Annotated in this window: 15 protein-coding genes; 6 read left to right on the top strand and 9 right to left on the bottom strand. The window is 64.6% G+C overall.

What is annotated here, in order from left to right; translation table 11 throughout:
* Positions 1–15 precede the first annotated feature (15 nt).
* On the bottom strand, positions 16–1,311 hold the full coding sequence (locus SCA01S_RS02665) for a cytochrome b/b6 domain-containing protein (RefSeq protein ID WP_062782584.1): 1,296 nt from the start codon (positions 1,309–1,311) through the stop codon (positions 16–18).
* A 241-nt stretch (positions 1,312–1,552) separates the two neighbouring features.
* Between SCA01S_RS02665 and SCA01S_RS02660 the strand changes: the two genes are divergently transcribed.
* Entirely contained in the window at positions 1,553–2,386 is an 834-nt protein-coding gene (locus SCA01S_RS02660) for an AIM24 family protein (RefSeq protein ID WP_062782581.1), read from the top strand.
* A 106-nt stretch (positions 2,387–2,492) separates the two neighbouring features.
* Here SCA01S_RS02660 and SCA01S_RS02655 read toward each other — a convergent pair whose 3' ends face one another.
* Both SCA01S_RS02655 and SCA01S_RS02650 read right to left on the bottom strand, forming a co-directional pair.
* Entirely contained in the window at positions 2,493–4,961 is a 2,469-nt protein-coding gene (locus SCA01S_RS02655; protein ID WP_062782578.1) for a TonB-dependent receptor, read from the bottom strand.
* Between the two features lie 156 nt (positions 4,962–5,117).
* The gene (locus SCA01S_RS02650) at positions 5,118–5,309 is read right to left on the bottom strand and encodes a YezD family protein (protein ID WP_062782575.1); all 192 of its coding nucleotides are present in this window, start codon (positions 5,307–5,309) and stop codon (positions 5,118–5,120) included.
* A 578-nt stretch (positions 5,310–5,887) separates the two neighbouring features.
* Between SCA01S_RS02650 and SCA01S_RS02645 the strand changes: the two genes are divergently transcribed.
* Both SCA01S_RS02645 and SCA01S_RS02640 read left to right on the top strand, forming a co-directional pair.
* Positions 5,888–8,044, top strand: coding sequence for an RNA degradosome polyphosphate kinase (locus SCA01S_RS02645; RefSeq protein ID WP_174544780.1), 2,157 nt, complete (start codon positions 5,888–5,890; stop codon positions 8,042–8,044).
* A gap of 7 nt (positions 8,045–8,051) precedes the next feature.
* A complete protein-coding gene (locus SCA01S_RS02640) occupies positions 8,052–9,533 on the top strand; it encodes a Ppx/GppA phosphatase family protein (RefSeq protein ID WP_062782569.1) in 1,482 nt (493 codons plus the stop codon).
* Positions 9,534–9,536: 3 nt separating this feature from the next.
* On the opposite strand, the gene SCA01S_RS02635 is transcribed toward SCA01S_RS02640, so the two are convergent.
* The 5 genes from SCA01S_RS02635 to SCA01S_RS02620 form a co-directional block, all read right to left on the bottom strand.
* Positions 9,537–9,794 carry a hypothetical protein gene (locus SCA01S_RS02635; protein ID WP_022677084.1) on the bottom strand — a complete coding sequence of 86 codons (258 nt, stop codon included), beginning with the start codon at positions 9,792–9,794 and terminating at the stop codon, positions 9,537–9,539.
* A 123-nt stretch (positions 9,795–9,917) separates the two neighbouring features.
* A complete protein-coding gene (locus tag SCA01S_RS22930; RefSeq protein WP_255352173.1) occupies positions 9,918–10,046 on the bottom strand; it encodes a hypothetical protein in 129 nt (42 codons plus the stop codon).
* 33 nt (positions 10,047–10,079) lie between these two features.
* Entirely contained in the window at positions 10,080–10,289 is a 210-nt protein-coding gene (locus tag SCA01S_RS02630) for a hypothetical protein (protein ID WP_062782566.1), read from the bottom strand.
* Positions 10,290–10,375: 86 nt separating this feature from the next.
* Positions 10,376–10,582, bottom strand: coding sequence for a cold-shock protein (locus SCA01S_RS02625; protein WP_022677081.1), 207 nt, complete (start codon positions 10,580–10,582; stop codon positions 10,376–10,378).
* A gap of 318 nt (positions 10,583–10,900) precedes the next feature.
* Positions 10,901–11,770, bottom strand: coding sequence for a LysR family transcriptional regulator (locus SCA01S_RS02620; protein WP_062782563.1), 870 nt, complete (start codon positions 11,768–11,770; stop codon positions 10,901–10,903).
* Positions 11,771–11,874: 104 nt separating this feature from the next.
* On the opposite strand from SCA01S_RS02620, the gene SCA01S_RS02615 reads away from it, so the two are divergent.
* The 3 genes from SCA01S_RS02615 to SCA01S_RS02605 all read left to right on the top strand — a co-directional run bounded on the left by SCA01S_RS02615 (position 11,875) and on the right by SCA01S_RS02605 (position 13,654).
* The gene (locus SCA01S_RS02615; RefSeq protein ID WP_022677079.1) at positions 11,875–12,585 is read left to right on the top strand and encodes a CoA transferase subunit A; all 711 of its coding nucleotides are present in this window, start codon (positions 11,875–11,877) and stop codon (positions 12,583–12,585) included.
* Positions 12,585–13,223 (top strand): CoA transferase subunit B, encoded by a 639-nt coding sequence (locus tag SCA01S_RS02610; RefSeq protein ID WP_022677078.1) that lies wholly within the window; start codon positions 12,585–12,587, stop codon positions 13,221–13,223. The genes SCA01S_RS02615 and SCA01S_RS02610 overlap by 1 nt, the downstream gene beginning before the upstream one ends.
* Before the next feature lie 158 nt (positions 13,224–13,381).
* Positions 13,382–13,654: a hypothetical protein gene (locus SCA01S_RS02605; protein ID WP_022677077.1), complete on the top strand. Its 273-nt coding sequence runs from the start codon at positions 13,382–13,384 to the stop codon at positions 13,652–13,654.
* A gap of 271 nt (positions 13,655–13,925) precedes the next feature.
* On the opposite strand, the gene SCA01S_RS02600 is transcribed toward SCA01S_RS02605, so the two are convergent.
* On the bottom strand, positions 13,926–15,989 hold the full coding sequence (locus tag SCA01S_RS02600; RefSeq protein ID WP_062782560.1) for an FIST N-terminal domain-containing protein: 2,064 nt from the start codon (positions 15,987–15,989) through the stop codon (positions 13,926–13,928).
* Positions 15,990–16,054 lie beyond the last annotated feature (65 nt).

Below are 16,054 nucleotides of genomic sequence, written 5' to 3'. Positions count from 1 at the left end.
GGGCGGGAACGCGGATCAGGACTGGCGCTTGGCCTTGAGCGCGAAATCGACCGTCACGCCATCGAGCAGCGTATCGGTGCCACCCCATTCACCGGTGCCGACGCCAAACGCCGTGCGTGACAACGTGGCGGTGCCGTGCGCGGTCGCCCGATCGCCATCGATCGTCAGCACAAAGGCCAGTGGCACCGGGCGGATCTTGCCGGCCAGCGACAGCGTACCTTCGGCGACATAGTGCCCGGGCGACTGCGCGCGGAAACGCGATGCAGTATAGATCGCCTGGGGATGTGCGGCGGCGCGGAAGAAATTGTCGCCCTTGAGCATGTCGTCGCGCTGCGCATCGCCGGTGCCGACCGAAGCCAGATCGATCGTGGCGCGCAGCGTGGAATGGGCAAGATCATCGGGCGAGAACACGATCTTGGCGTCCCAGCGGCCAAAGCTGCCGTTGATCGCGTCACCCGAATAGGTGGCGTGGAAGCCAAGCTTGCCACCGGGCGCGAGTTGCCAGGCAACCGCCTTGGCAGCAGCCTCAGCGCCGGCGGATGCATCGGCCACGGGCGCCGCCGCGCTGGCCGGCGCCTGAACTGCGGCATCGCTGGCCATATCGGTGGCCGCTTCTGACTCATCGCCATCGGGATCAGCCGACGCGGCTGCAACCGGCGCCACCGCCGGGCCACCAAACGGCCAGACCTTGGCAAGCGCCATGGCCCCTGCCGAACCGATCAGCGCGACGATCACGCCGATGGTCAGGCCGCGGCGGGTATTGGCCGGGATCATCCGGCCCAGCAGATCATCGCCCATGAAGTGATGGCGCAGCGCGCCAGCGACGTGCAGCGCGAACAGGCCCAGCGTCACCAGGCCAAGCGCGCCGTGAATGGTTTCGGCCGGCTCGTGCCAGGCATGGCCCACCGGCAGATTGGGCATCGGCAGCTTACCGAACACCATGGTCTGCATGCGAATCTTGGAAGTGGACACCATGATCCAGCCCGACAGCGGGCCCACGATCATCACTGCATAGAGCAGGACGTGCACGACCTTGACCAGCAGCTTTACCGCCGGCGCGCCTTCGGCCGGTGCCGGGCGCCGCGCCACCAGACGCACGCCCAGGCGCGCGAGGCTGAGCGCCAGGATCAGGAAGCCGACTGACTTGTGAAACTGGTAGCCGGCAAAGCTGGCCGTGCCCTTGGGCAGGTCTTCCAGCCGCCAGCCGAGCGACACCTGAAACAGCAGCAACGCCGCGATCGACCAGTGGAGGATGATCGCACTCAGGGCATAGCGCTTTGGCGACAGCCCCCGCGAAAACGTGTCATTCATGCCGCGAAAATCTCCTCATCCTCTTGGCCACCCGCGCTGTCTATAACAGGCGGTTGTGGCTTTTGATATGCCCAGCCGATCCATGCCGGATCAGGTGCGATCCAACCGGTGCATGTCGCCGATCGACCGCCATCGTCATCACGACGAACCAGGCTGGAGCGTGCGTTGCAGCCATGTCATGGTTCGCTGCGTCACCGCGCGTGGGCGCCCTGCCCCGCGCCATCAGGAGACCGCATTTCCCATGAGCAGCAGCCCCTGGAGCCACAGCCGCCGCGCCGGCGTCGCCGACGACGTGGACTTTGCCATTCGCGGCAATGACCTGCAGTTCGTCGAGATCGAACTCGATCCCGGCGAGAGCGCCGTGGCCGAGGCTGGCGCGTTTGTCTGGAAGGATGCCGCGATCGAGATGACCACGGTGTTTGGCGATGGCAGCGACGGCGATGGCGGCGGCTTGATGGGCAAGCTGCTGGGGGCGGGCAAGCGCCTGGTCACGGGGGCCAGCCTGTTCACCACCGTGTTCACCCACCACGGCCATGGCAAGGCACGCGTTGCGTTTGCAGCGCCTGTGCCGGGCACGATCCTGCCGCTCAAGCTGTCAGACCTGGGCGGCACGCTGATCTGCCAGAAGGACAGCTTTCTGGCGGCCGCGCGCGGCGTATCGATCGGCATCGCGTTCCAGCGCCGGATCATGACCGGCCTGTTTGGCGGCGAAGGCTTTGTCATGCAGCGGCTGGATGGCGATGGCTGGGTGTTTGTCCAGATGGGCGGCACCCTGGTGGAACGCGAGCTTGGCCCGGGCGAACAGCTTCATGTCGATACCGGGTGCCTGGCCGCCTATACCCCGTCGATCGATTTCGACCTGGTGCGCGCGGGCGGCGTGCGCAGCGTGCTGTTTGGCGGCGAAGGCCTGTTCTTTGCGCGCCTGACCGGGCCGGGCAAAGTGTGGATCCAGTCCCTGCCCTTTGCCCGCCTGGCCGGCCGCGTCGTCGCCGCTGCCATACCCGGCGGGGGCAGCAACCGCGGCGAAGGTTCGGTGCTGGGCCCGCTGGGTGATTTCATCGACGGCAATCGCTAGGGGTTTCAGGATAGGCCCTTCGACAGGCTCAGGGCGAACGGAACTTGAGAAAATTCCCGGTTCCGTTCGGGCTGAGCTTGTCGAAGCCCGCTCCCCCGCGCGCCGCTTAGAACTGCGTGCGCACGGTCAGGCCATAGGTGCGCGGATCGCCCACCTGACCCACGATCAGGCCGGTGTTGCCCGAACCGACTGCGAGCTGTTCGAAATAGTGCGTGTCAAAGGCATTGCGCAGCCAACCATAGATATCGAAGCGGCCCTCGCGGCGCACGCCCAGGCGGAAGTTGGTGAGCGCGTAACCTTCAATCCAGGTATAGGCCGAAGGGGTGGGGTTGGACGAAAAGCGCGAGCGATAGTTGCCATCGACGCCGAGATAGACCTGCCCTTCCCCGCCGAACGCCTGGACCGGCAGGTTGACTTCGCCGCCATAGGAGAACGACCACTTCGACACGCCGGGCAGCACCTGGCCGGAAATGTCGCACGACAGCGGACTGATCCCCGGCGTGCCCGGCGCCGCCGGCGTGCCGATCAGGTTGCCGTTGGCATCGACATTCTGCGTGCCGCCCGAAAGCTCGGGCGCGCAGGGCGCGTTCTTGAAGCGGATATACTTGGCATCGGTGTAGGCCGCGTTGGAATAGAGGCTGATCCGCTCGCTCGGCCGCACCGCGAAATCGACTTCGACGCCCTGGGTGCGAACCTTTTCGGCGTTGGCGAGATAGCCGCGCAGCGCGCCCACGGTGTAGTTCGTCACCTGCGCCTGATAGTCGTTGATATCGGTGCGGAACGCCGCAACATTGAACGTGCCCTTGCGGTTCCAGAACTGCGTCTTGATGCCCAGTTCAAAGTGGTTGACGCGTTCCGGCTTGATCGTGGCAAACTGCAGCAGCGGGGTGCCATCGGTGTTGGCCGGCACGCCGTTAAGGTTGATGCCGCCCGATTTGAAGCTGCGCGCATAAGTGCCATAGACATGCACGTCGCTGGTGGGGTCCCAGGCCAGCGTCGCGTCGCCCGACAGGTTCCAATCGCTGAAATTGGCGACGAAATACTGCGGCGCGAGCACGGCCAGCTGGGCCTTTTGGCGCGCGGTGTTGTTGGTGGCAAACGTGACAAGAGCGCCGTTTCCATCGGTGACGGTGGAATTGTAGATACCGTCCTTCTTGTCATAGTTGAGGCGCACACCCGGCTGGATCGACAGCGTGTCGGTCAGCTTGTAGCCAAACTTGCCATAGATCGCCGCGCTGGTGTTCTTGAGCGTGATGTCGTTGGCAGAAGTCAGGCCGTTGAGCACGCTGGGATCGTTGGACAGCGCATTGCTCGGCGCGATCAGGAACTTGCTCGCCGCCGGGCCCTGCTGCTGAATGCCGGTGGTGTGGATCTTCTGATAGAAACCGAAGGCACCGACGGTGTAGTTGAAGCGGCCGGTTTCGCCGGTCAGGCGCAGTTCTTGGGTATATTGGTCCTGGTGCGAGGGATTGTTGGACTTGGTGGTGATCGGCAGGCCGAGGTAATCGCGGTCGTTCGACGGGTCCCAATCCCAATAGCGCCACGCCGTGATCGAGGTGATCGTGCCTAGCCCGGTCTGGATCTTGGCGCGCAGCGACACGCCGCCCACCTCGTTTTTGGCGCGCAGGGCCACGTCTTCGTCGGTCACGCGATCGAACGGATTGGTGCTGGGCACGGCATAGTTCTGCGCGGCAGCGAGCGCGGCGTACTGGCGGTTGAGCGGCCGCTGGGTGGCGCCGGTGCGCACATAGACCAGCGCGCAGCAATTGGGGTTCTGCTTGTTGTAATCCCCCGCCAGCGTCACTTCGACCGTGCTCGACGGGCGCCACAGGAATTGCAGGCGCGCGCCCTTGTTGTCTTGCGAATTGATCCACTGGCGCTGCTTGACGTTGTAGATTGTGCCATCACGCTCGGTAAACGAGCCGGCCAGGCGCACTGCCAGCGTATCGCTAAGCGGGCCGGACACCGCGCCCTTGAGCTGGACGAAACCAAGGTTGCCGGCGGTCGCCTCCAGCCGGGCCTCGGGCTCGAACGTGGGAGCGCGGGTGGTGATGTTGAGCGCGCCGGCGGTGGTGTTCTTGCCAAACAGCGTGCCTTGCGGCCCGCGCAGCACTTCGATGCGGCTCACGTCGAGGAAGTCGAACGTGGAGGACGCGGCACGGGCATAGAACACGTCATCGATGTAGACGCCCACACCCTGTTCGATGCCGTCGTTGGTCAGGCCCAGCGGCGCGCCCAGCCCGCGGATGTTGACCGAGGTGTTGCGCGGGTTGGACGAATAGAACTGCAGCGTGGGCGTCAACTGCGTAAGGCGGCCGACGTTGAACGCGCCTGCGGCATCGATGTGGGCGCCGCCCACCACGGTAACGGCCAGAGGCACGGTCTGCACGGTTTCGGCGCGGCGGCGGGCGGTGACGACGATGCTGTCATCCACGGGCGGCTGGGCAGCGGCTGGCACAGATTTGCTGGCGGCGTCTGCGGGTGCAGGCGCATCGGCGGCATGGGCCGGGGCGGCGAGCGCGAGGGCAAGGCCGGCGGAAGCCACCGACGCGGCGAGATGAGCGCGAACGATCATGGAAGTGTCCCTTTCGACATGCCGGACCACGCGCGCGGAGGGGTTCCGTGGCGGGTGGCGGCATGGTCTGTTGTTGGTTTTTGCCATGGCTGGCGGCCCTCCCCAGAGCCGTGGTGCCGCCATGGATTGCTTGGCGTGATCGAAAATTCTGGCGGATCAGTGATTGTTGAAGCGGCGCTTCTCGGTCACGTCGATCTGGACGACGCGGCCTTCGTGAACGGTGAGGCCGACATGGCCATAGCGCAGCCCGGCCAGGGCCTCGCGCACGCTGTCGAGCGATTGCTCGATCAGGCGGGCCTGTTCCGGATCGCGGGCGGCCAGATCTGCATTGGCAGGTGTGATGGACATCGGCTCTCTCTTGCAAAGGCTTGGGTCTTGGCCCCGCCGTGGCGAGGTGCCTGTTGCCACCTTCTTATACTCAACTTTTGCGATAGACATTAAACGAGTTGTTGGAGGCCAGATAGCGAAACTTTCGCCACGATGAACGGCGCTACGCCTCACCCGCACACCAGCAGGCCCGGCCCACCAACGCGGACCAAGCAATTGATAATATTCATTAACAACCAGAGTCCGCAGCGGGCTTGGGCATGCGCGGCCAGCCCGCTGCGGATCGGCCGTGGGCGCGCGCCTGGACACGCGACTCACCGGGGCCATGCTCGTAATCTAGCGTAACGACGCCCGCTGACGAGCAGGCGGGCGGCGAAGCGGGCATGATTCTCGACAAAACGAGTAGAGATTAAAGCACAGCTTGTAACGTTTCCTGACAGGGCCGCTTTGCACTTGCCAAGGCGCCGCTGCCCGTTTCTAACATCGTGCTTGTCATACAAGAGTAGCAAAGCGGAACGATGGCGCGCGGGACCGCAACAACACCAAGCAGGACAGCAATCGTGGCAGAAACCAGCGCAGCGCCGGGTGGCGTGCTGCCGATGCAGGCCCTATCCGCGTTGACCGAGGGTCCACCGCCGATGCGCTATTTCAACCGCGAGTTGAGCTGGCTGATGTTCAACCGCCGCGTTCTGGCCGAGGCGCAGAACACCAACTATCCCTTGCTGGAGCGGCTGCGCTTCCTGTCGATCTCGGGCAGCAACCTGGATGAATTCATGATGGTGCGCGTGGCCGGGATCGCCGGCCAGGTGCGGCGCGGGATCGACGAGGTTTCGATCGACGGGTTCAGCCCGGTTCAGCAGTTGCAGCAGATCCACGGCGCCGTGGAAGACCTGGTCAGCGCGCAGCGCGTGGTGCTGGGCGAACTGTCAGACCTGCTGGCCGACGCCGGCATCCATCTGGTGGGCGACAAGCCCCTGCCCCGCCACCAGGCCGATTGGCTGGCACGCTATTTCACCGAGCATGTCATGCCGGTGCTTACCCCCCAGGCGATCGATCCGGCGCACCCGTTCCCGTTCATCGCCAACCAGGGCACGGGCATCCTGTTTTCGATGGTGCGGGTGGCCGATAATGACCCGGTCACCGAGATGATCCTGGTGCCGCCGGCGCTGCCGCGCTTTGTCAAGCTGCCCGACGATGGCGGCTGGATCAGCATCGAGGAACTGGTGCGCCGCAACGCCGCCACGGTGTTTCCCGGCTTTCGCATCCAGGGTTCGGGCACGTTCCGCGTGCTGCGCGACAGCGACATGGAGATCGAGGAAGACGCCGAAGACCTGGTGCGCTATTTCCGCACGGCGATCCAGCGGCGGCGGCGCGGCAAGGTGATCATGCTGCAATTGCAGGATGATTTCGACCCCACGGCCGAACAATTGCTGCGCGACAAGCTGCGCCTGGACTATGCGCTGGTGGTGAAATCGCGCGGCTTGCTGGCGATGAACGGCCTGTCGCAGATCGTCGACATGCCGCGCCCGGAACTGAAATTCGAACCCTACAACCCGCGCTATCCCGAACGCGTGCTGGAACACGACGGCGATTGCTTTGCCGCGATCCGCGAAAAGGATCTTGTGATCCACCACCCGTTCGAAAGTTTCGACGTGGTGGTCGATTTCCTGCGCCAGGCCGCCGAAGACCCCGATGTAGTGGCGATCAAGCAGACGCTCTATCGTGCCGGCAAGCAATCGGCGGTGATTGCCGCGCTGATCGCGGCGGCCGAGGCGGGCAAGTCGGTCACGGCCGTGGTCGAACTCAAGGCGCGGTTCGACGAGGAACAGAACCTGCACTGGGCGAGCCAGTTGGAGCGCGCCGGGGTCCAGGTGATCTATGGCTTCGTCGACTGGAAGACCCACGCCAAGGTTTCGATGGTGGTGCGGCGCGAGGGCGATGGCTATCGCACTTATTGCCACTTTGGTACCGGCAACTATCACCCGGTGACCGCGCGCATCTATACCGACCTGTCGTTCTTTACCGCCGATCCCAAGGCGGGGCGCGATGCCGGGCAGCTGTTCAATTTCATCACCGGCTATGTCGAGCCCAAGAACACCGAGTTTCTTTCCATCTCGCCGATCGGCCTGCGCCGCACGCTGTATGATTGCATCGAGCGCGAGATCGCCTTTGCCCGCGCCGGCAAGCGCGCCGCGATCTGGGCCAAGCTCAACGCGCTGACCGACAGCCGCCTGATCGAGCGGCTCTATGCCGCAGCGCAGGCTGGCGTGGACATTTCGCTGGTGGTGCGCGGCATCTGCTGCCTGCGGCCCGGCGTGCCCGGGCTTTCGGAACGGATCACGGTGAAATCGATCATCGGCCGCTTTCTGGAGCACAGCCGCATCTGGGCGTTCGGCAATGGCGCCGCCCTGCCCAACCGGCGCGCGCGGGTGTTCATCTCTTCAGCCGACGGGATGAGCCGCAATCTGGATCGCCGGGTGGAAGTGCTGGTGCCGATCCGCAACCGCACGGTGCACGACCAGATCCTCGACCAGGTGATGCTGGCCAACCTGATCGATACCGAGCAAAGCTGGACTTTGCACGCCGATGGCGATTATCAGCGGGTTTCGTGTCGATCCGATGCCGGCGAGAAACCGTTCAATGTGCACCGCTATTTCATGACCAATCCTTCGCTTTCGGGCCGCGGCGCGGCCCTTACCAAGGGGCGCAAGGTACCCAAGCTGGCGCTGCGGCGCGGTGGCGCAACGGTCGATTGACGGCGCGATGGCATTTGGCCTGTCCCGTGGCAAAGAAGCGCCCAAGCGCGCCATTATCGATATCGGCTCCAACACCGTGCGCCTGGTCATCTATGGCCAGCCGCTGCGCGCGCCCAAGGTGCTGCACAACGAGAAAGTGACCGCGCGCCTGGGCAAGGGCGTTGCGGAAAGCGGCGATCTTTCGCCCAAGGCCATGGCTTTGGCGCTGGCCTCGCTAGCCCGGTTCAAGGCGATCCTGGCGCTGCAAGGGGTAAGCGAGGTGGACGTGGTGGCCACCGCCGCCAGCCGTGACGCGCGCAATGGTCCGGCCTTTCTGGATGCGATTGCCAAGCTGGGCTTTGCCCCGCGCCTGCTCTCGGGCGAGGAAGAGGCGATCACCAGCGCGCACGGCGTGCTGGGTGCCTTTCCCAAGGCCAAGGGCGTGGTGGGCGATCTGGGCGGTGGCAGCCTGGAACTGGTCGATGTGGACGGGCAGCGCTGCACCCACGGGGTCAGCCTGCCGCTGGGCACGCTGCGCCTGCCCGCGCTGCGCGCCGAAGGGCAGCGCGCGTTCGGGCAGAAGATCACCAAGGCGCTGGCCAAGGCGGAATGGAAAGCCACGCCGGGGCAGACGCTCTATCTCGTCGGCGGCTCGCTGCGCGCCTTTGCCCGCCACATGATGGTGGAAACGCGCTTTCCGATCGATGATCCGCACGGCTATGTCGCCGATCCCGCCCTGGCGCTGAAGCTGGCCAAGTCCTTGGCGCGGCGCAAGGGAGAGGCCGTGGCGCCGATCGCCGGGGTTTCCGGCGGGCGCCTTACCAGCCTGCCCGATACTGCCGCGCTGCTCGCCGTGCTGATCGCCCGGCTAAAGCCCGAAAGGCTGGTATTTTCCGCCTGGGGCCTGCGCGAAGGCGTGCTGTGGGAAGCGATGCCCGATGCCGTGCGCGGGCAGGAACCGCTGGTCGCCGGCGCCTCTGCCTTTGCCCAAGAACACGGCATTTCACCCAACACCGCCAGCATGGTGGCCGGCTGGACCGCCGGCGTGGTGCAGACCGACGGGCCCGACCGGCGCGAGCGCCTGCGCCTTGCCTCCACGATGCTGTGCATGGCCTCGGCCACGGTGGAGCCCAACCTGCGCGGCGACCTGGCGCATGAATGGGGCCTGCGCAAACGCTGGATCGGCGCGACCGCGCGCGATCGCGCGATGCTCGCCGCCGCAATGATCGCCAATACCGGCAAGCTGACCCTGCCCGAAGACCTCAACCTTCTCGCCACCCCCGCCTCGCTGCGCGAAGCCCAGGCCTGGGGCCTTGCCACCCGGCTGTGCCGGCGGTTCACCGTTGGCGCCCCTTCGGCGCTGAACGGCAGCACGCTGCGCCGCGAAGGCGAGGTGCTGGTGATGGAAGTGGAAGACCGCCATGCCGTACTGATCAACGACAGCGTGGGCCGGGACTTGAAAGCGCTTGCCGCGCATCTGGGGCTGAAGGCGGCGATCAGGGAGCGGTAGGGCTCAACCCGGGCGGACGACCATCGCAAACAGGCGGTCGAGGTTGAGCTGAATGTCCTGGACCGACGGATTGTCTGCGTATTTGGCCATGCCAAGCGGCAAACTCATGCTTTCGTGCAGGGCCGAAGCCTCGGCGTCGGTCAGAATATTGCGGCCGCGCAGGATGTTCGCCAGACTGACGATGCCGTTGATGGCTGAAATATCAGACGCTTCGTGCGCATCGAGCAACTGGGGGTCGATGAGGCTGGGACTATCCGTCATGAAACTGGCTCCACCGGTTGGCGATGCCGGCAATCTTGCTGATTTTCCGGCATGCCAACGACGCGCCGAGCGTTGGCATCGGCGCGGCCAGAGTGGCAAAGCAGCGCAGTTGCCCGCTCGGGCTCACCGCTTGATCGTGACGATCCCGACCGGCGCTGGCTTGGTCGATGGATTGGAGGCGTTAAGCTTGGGCGGCTTGGCCGCCTTGGGCTTGCGCACTTCCTTGTTGGATTTCTTTTGACCCTTGGCCATGCCAATTCCTTCTCACGTTGCGAACAACGCTCTTTACTTTGAAGCGTATTCGCCCGGCTGTGCGCCAAAGTTGTCGCGCGCGAATGTGCGTGCGCCAGCCATGGTCTTGAACAGTTCGTCTTGCAGTGCCGCCGTGACCAACGGATACCCTTGCGAGTTGTATCGCACACTGCGCACGGTCAGCCGGAAATTGCCTTCCGCATCCTTGTTGATCAGGAACGGACGATTTTTCGGATCAGACATTTTCGGCCTCCAGCAATGTCAATTTGGCATGTAGCGACAGGTGCGGTGTGGTCGCGCGGTTGGATCAACCGCGCGACCCGCATCCATCAGGCAGCCTGGAGATTGACTGCCGAAACCTTGCCACGGCGATCGGTTTCCAACTCGTACGAAACGCGCTGGTCCTTTTCGAGCGTGCGCATGCCGGCGCGTTCCACGGCCGAGATGTGCACGAAGGCATCGGTGCCGCCGTCATTGGGCGCAATGAAGCCATAGCCCTTGTCGACGTTGAAAAACTTTACGGTTCCGGTCGTCATATGGATAACCCTTTATCCCATGGTTTGACGGGCATGCGCCAACAGCGGCGCATCCCGGCTTCTGTAGTGCTAGAAAAGGATAAAGGGGTGGCATAAAGCTGCCGATTTATCCGTCGCATGCGACGTAAGCACGACCTTAATAACACGATGCCGAAAAATTGAAAGGCAATTCTCGGTTTTCGTGGAATCGTGGCTGGCATTTATGCGCAATACAGCGCGCCGCGCCGGGGGAATGCGGTAGAATTGAGCTGTGGTGCTTACAGGCCCTCCCCCAGCCCCTCCCGCCAGCGGGAGGGGTTAGGGGAGGGAATGTTTGGGCTAATCAATCCGCAGCCCACCAACCCGCCGGAACAGCTCCAGAATCAGCGGGTCGCGCTCGGCGCTCCTGATCGCCGCTTCGAAGCGCAGTTGCCGCTTGGGCGATGGCAGGACTTGCACCAGCTCCCCGCTCGCCAGTTCGCCGCGCACCATGGTTTCGGGCAACAGCGCGGCGCCGCTGCCCAGGCGGATGATTTCGACCAAGGCGCGGACGTTGTTGCAGGTGCGGATGACTGGCGGCGTGATGCCGTGCTGCGCGAGGGATTCGCGCATGATGCCGTGGATGGGTGAGTGTTCCGGGATCGACCACACCGGCAGCGCTTGCTTGAAGCCGTCGGCCTGCGCCGTGGCCTTGCTGGCCGCCCAGACCAGCGCGACGCTGCCCAATGGCGTGGTGCGCACGCCGGGGCTGGCGACCGGGCCGGCGAGGAACACCATGTCGCTGGTGCCGGCGAGCAGTTGCTGGAGCATGCGGGCGGTTAGGTCGAGCTCGATCTCCAGCGTCACGCCGGGCAGGTCCTGCTCCACCGCCGCGACGAAGGCGGGCAGGCAACTGGCGGCGGCGATCTCGCCGGTGCCGATGCGCACGATGCCGGTGGCGCCGCCAAAGTCGCTCGCCTTGAACAGCGCGCGTTCGAAGCCGGCCCACAGCGGCTCGAAATCGGCGACCAGGGCGCGGCCGCGCGCGGTGAGCACCATGTTGCGCCCTTCGCGGCGGAACAGATCGACGCCCAATTGCTCCTCGATCTCTTTCACGCGGGCGGAAATGGCGGGCTGCGTAGTATTGAGCCGCTCTGCCGCGGCGCGGAACGTGCCCAGGCGGGCAATCCACAGCAGGGTTTCGAGGTGATAGATGGCCAGGCGCTTCATGGGCCTGCGGTATCATATCCAGGTCTTATCATAAAAGATAACAATGTATCGCTAGTTCCGATCGATTGGCTGGCGTAAGACGGGGCATCAATGGAGAGGTGCCGATGGCCAACAAGATCTATCCCTCTGCCACAGCCGCGCTGGACGGGCTGTTGCACGATGGCCTGCTGATCGCCTGCGGGGGCTTTGGCCTTTGCGGAATCCCTGAGCGGCTGCTGGATGCGGTGCGCGAGTCCGGGGTGAGCGGGCTGACCTTTGCCAGCAACAATGCCGGCATCGACAACGAAGGCATCGGCAAGCTGCTGCGCACGCGCCAGGTCAAGAAGATGATCTCGTCCTATGTGGGCGAGAACAAGGAATTCGAACGCCAGTATCTGTCGGGCGAGCTGGAGGTGGAATTCTGCCCCCAGGGCACCCTGGCCGAGCGCATGCGCGCGGGCGGCGCAGGCATTCCCGGCTTCTACACCAAGACCGGCGTGGGCACGCTGGTGGCCGAGGGCAAGGAAGTGAAGAATTTTGACGGGCAGGACTATATCCTGGAACGCGGGATCTTTGCCGACCTGTCGCTGGTCAAGGCGTGGAAGGCGGACGAGAGCGGCAACGTGGTGTTCCGCAAGACGGCGCGCAATTTCAACGTGCCGGCCGCGACCTGCGGCAAGGTCTGCGTGGTGGAAGTGGAAGAGATCGTGCCGACCGGCAGCCTCGATGCCGATGGCATCCACCTGCCGGGCGTCTATGTCCAGCGGCTAGTGCTGGGCGCGCCCTATGACAAGAAGATCGAATTCCGCACCACCCGTGCGCGGGAGAACGCCTGATGCCCTGGACTCGTGACGAAATGGCCGCGCGCGCGGCGCGCGAACTTCAAGATGGGTTCTATGTGAACCTGGGCATCGGCATCCCCACGCTGGTGGCCAACCACATTCCCGCCGGCATGGAAGTGACGCTGCAATCGGAAAACGGGATGCTGGGCATCGGCCCCTTCCCGTTCGACGACGAGGTCGACGCCGACCTGATCAACGCCGGCAAGCAGACCATCAGCGAACTGCCGCAGACCGCCTATTTCGATAGCGCGCAAAGCTTTGCCATGATCCGGGGTGGGCATATCGACCTGACCGTGCTGGGCGCGATGGAAGTGTCGCAGGGCGGCGATATCGCCAACTGGATGGTGCCCGGCAAGATGATCAAGGGCATGGGCGGCGCCATGGACCTGGTCGCGGGGGTGAAGCGCATCATCGTGGTGATGGAGCACTGCGCCAAGGACGGCAGCTCCAAGTTCATTCCTGATTGCACCCTCCCGCTGACTGGCAAGAACGTGGTCGACATGGTGATCACCGACCTCGCCGTGTTCCAGCGCCCGGATCACGACAGCCCGTTCCACCTGGTGGAGCTGGCGCCGGGCGTGACGGCCGAGGAAGTGGCGGCCAAGACCACGGCGCATTACGTGGCGGCCTGAACCATTGCTGCGCCGCCATGGCCGCAGGGCCACTGGCGGCGCAGTGCCCAGACTACCTTTTGAACCAACATGAAAATTTGGTCATTCATCCCGATGTCAGGCCCGAGCCATTAGCCCCTGCCCCGGGACCGATGGGAAAGCGCAATCGGGAATTGACCATGACCTGGAACATCAACTTCCTGCACCCCGGCAAGGCTGTGAAGTGCGTCATCACCTCGCTCGTGCTGTCGATCCCGCTGTGGACCGGATCGCTGGTGGTGGCCAAGCTGGTGATCGTGCCCGAAGTGCGAGCGATTGCCGCACAGTGGAGCGGCGACGCACGCGCGCTGGTGCCCGAAAGCGAACGCCGGGCCGAGCAGGACACCCAGCCGCTGCTGATCGCCAGCCAGCATGAAGCCCATGTGATGGCCGACGCGCTGCGGCGGATCTAGGCGGCGTGGACAAATTCCACAGCGCCACGGCTGGAAGCAAAAACCGCCAGTTCGAGGAGGCGAGGAAGCGCAATATCGGGAATATTGCGCGACGAGCCGACGCTGAAATGGCGGTTTTTGGTCCAGCCCCACAGGGGTTGCCCTCTAAAAGGCCCTGGCAGCGTTGCTCGGTCTTGCAAGAGGCCCACTCTTGCTTCGTCCTCGCGCCTCCCCAGGGCCTTTTAGAGGGCAACCGTGACGTTGTGGAATTTGTCCACGCCGCCTAGGCTGCTTACGCCTGCTGCCCCTCCACCCGGCGCAGGCGCTCTATCTCCAGCTCGACCTGGCTCATCATGCCGGTCTGCTGGCGGGCCATCTGCTCCACCGATCCCAGCAAGTCGCCAATGCGCGAGAACGAGGCGAACATCGCGCCGAGGCTGGCGGTGATGACATCAAAGCCATTGCGGGCATTGCCCAGCTTGGCCTCTGTCTGGGCGACATGGCCGCCCAGGCGCGTCATCGAGTTATCGACCTGGCCCAGCGATTCCCGGCTTTGATCGAGCGTGGTGCGGGTCATCTTGGCCAGGCTGCGCACTTCGTTGGCGACGATGGCAAAGGCGCGCCCGGCCTCGCCGGCGCGTGCCGCCTCGATCCCGGCGTTGAGCGAGAGCAGGTTGGTCTGCATGTTGATCTTGTCGATCACTTCCACGATGTCGCGCAGCTGGGCCATGGCCTGGGCGACATGGCCGAATTCGGTATCGAGCACCCCTTCCCCGTCGCTGTGGGCGAGGCCCGCCAGCCGCTGCTCGATCTCGCTGCGCATCGCATCGACATTGCGGCGCACGTCCTCCGTGCCACTGGCCACCTGGTCCAGCTCGTGCGCGAGGCGCGCGGTCTTCATCACGAAATCGGTAAGCCGGCCCAGCAACTGCTGGCGCAGCCCGTTGATCAGGCGCTGCTGGTTGAGCCGCGTTTCCACGAAATAGCGCGCGAACTGCGCATAGTGGATGGGGAACTGCTCCACGAACGGTTCGGCCAGCACCTCGCCCGGCGCGGGCTTGAAGAAGACCACCGCCGTCAAGGTCTGGTTGACGTTGATGCCCAGCAATTCGCCAAACGTGGAAAAGCCCGCCGCCGGCACATCGCCCCACAGCCCGTCCAGCGCGCCGAGTTGCGCGCCATTACCCAGGCGGCGCAGGATGCAGTCGTTGAGCAGGGCGCCCACCGGATGCGGCTTGCCCCGCAGGAACGCCTCCAGATCAGCCCTGGTCTGCCCGGCAAAATCGGTGGCGGCCACCAGGTGCAATTCATCGCCGGGGTTGATGTCGCAATAGAAATGCACGGCCCCGGCCGCCACATCGATGCTGGAGATGGAGCGCACGAACAGCTGGTCGTTCAGGCGGATGGCAAACGTGTGCCCTTGCAGGCGCTGTTCCAGATCGTGCGGCTGGCACCCCATCATGGCGCTGAGTGCATCGACCACGGGCACGATCTCCACCGAGCCGGGCTCCACCACCGAAGTGACGCAGCGGGTTTCGGCCGAAGCTTCCATGATGATCACGCTGCGCCCGGTATCGACGAAGTTCTGTGTCTTGAAGATGCCGAAGCGCGCATCGTCGCGCATCTTGGCAAAGACGATCACCGCATGGTCCTGCAAGAAGTGTTCGCCGTCGAACAGCCAGGTCGCCTGGAAATCCAGCTTGCCGCCAGCCGATCCACCGATGAACACGCATGGGAAGCGGCCGCAGCGATAGACCGCTTCCATGAAGAAGTTCTCGCTGGCGGAAAGCCCGTCGATCAGGGTGAGTGCCAGCGTATCATGGTGCCGTACCGGGAAGGACACGGACAGGCGCGAGAGGTGATCGGCGATCTCGTCAACGCGGGCATCCTGCGCCTTGCTGGGCCTGCCGGCGCGAATATCGGCGTTTGCCAGGGGAACGGCGTGGATGCTGGTGGCGGCAAACAGGTCTGGCCCGAAGACCTGCACCACCACGCTGTCCCACGCGCCATCGGCCGGGCAATAGAGCGGCCCCTGGCCATCGCCGCACAGTTCGCCCGCCGTGGTGACTGCCACCACGCGCGCCGGCGCGCACAACGGACGCAAACGCTGCACCACCGTTTCGAAATCGACGTGCGGGGACACATAGGCCATGACCAGCGCTGCCGCGACATCGCCAAAGCGGAAGGTTTCGTGGCCCAGCCCGTGCAGCATACTGTTGCTGCGCACCACACGCATCGACGGCTGCGCCAGCGGGACAAAACTCTCGACAGGCGGCACGTCTTGATCCCACGCCGCCAAGGTGGGCAGTGGCGCGGGCGCGGCAGGGCTCCCAAAGACTTTGCGCAATCCGAACATGGTCGTCTCCGGCATTTTGGCCGGCTTAGACCCGCCATGGCCAACAAACCGTTGGGCGCCCCTGC

It is taken from the genome of Novosphingobium capsulatum NBRC 12533 (assembly GCF_001598375.1).
GTDB classification, from domain to species: domain Bacteria; phylum Pseudomonadota; class Alphaproteobacteria; order Sphingomonadales; family Sphingomonadaceae; genus Novosphingobium; species Novosphingobium capsulatum.
The sequence above is the reverse complement of the archived record's forward strand: the minus strand, read 5'-3'. Positions and strand labels throughout refer to the sequence as shown.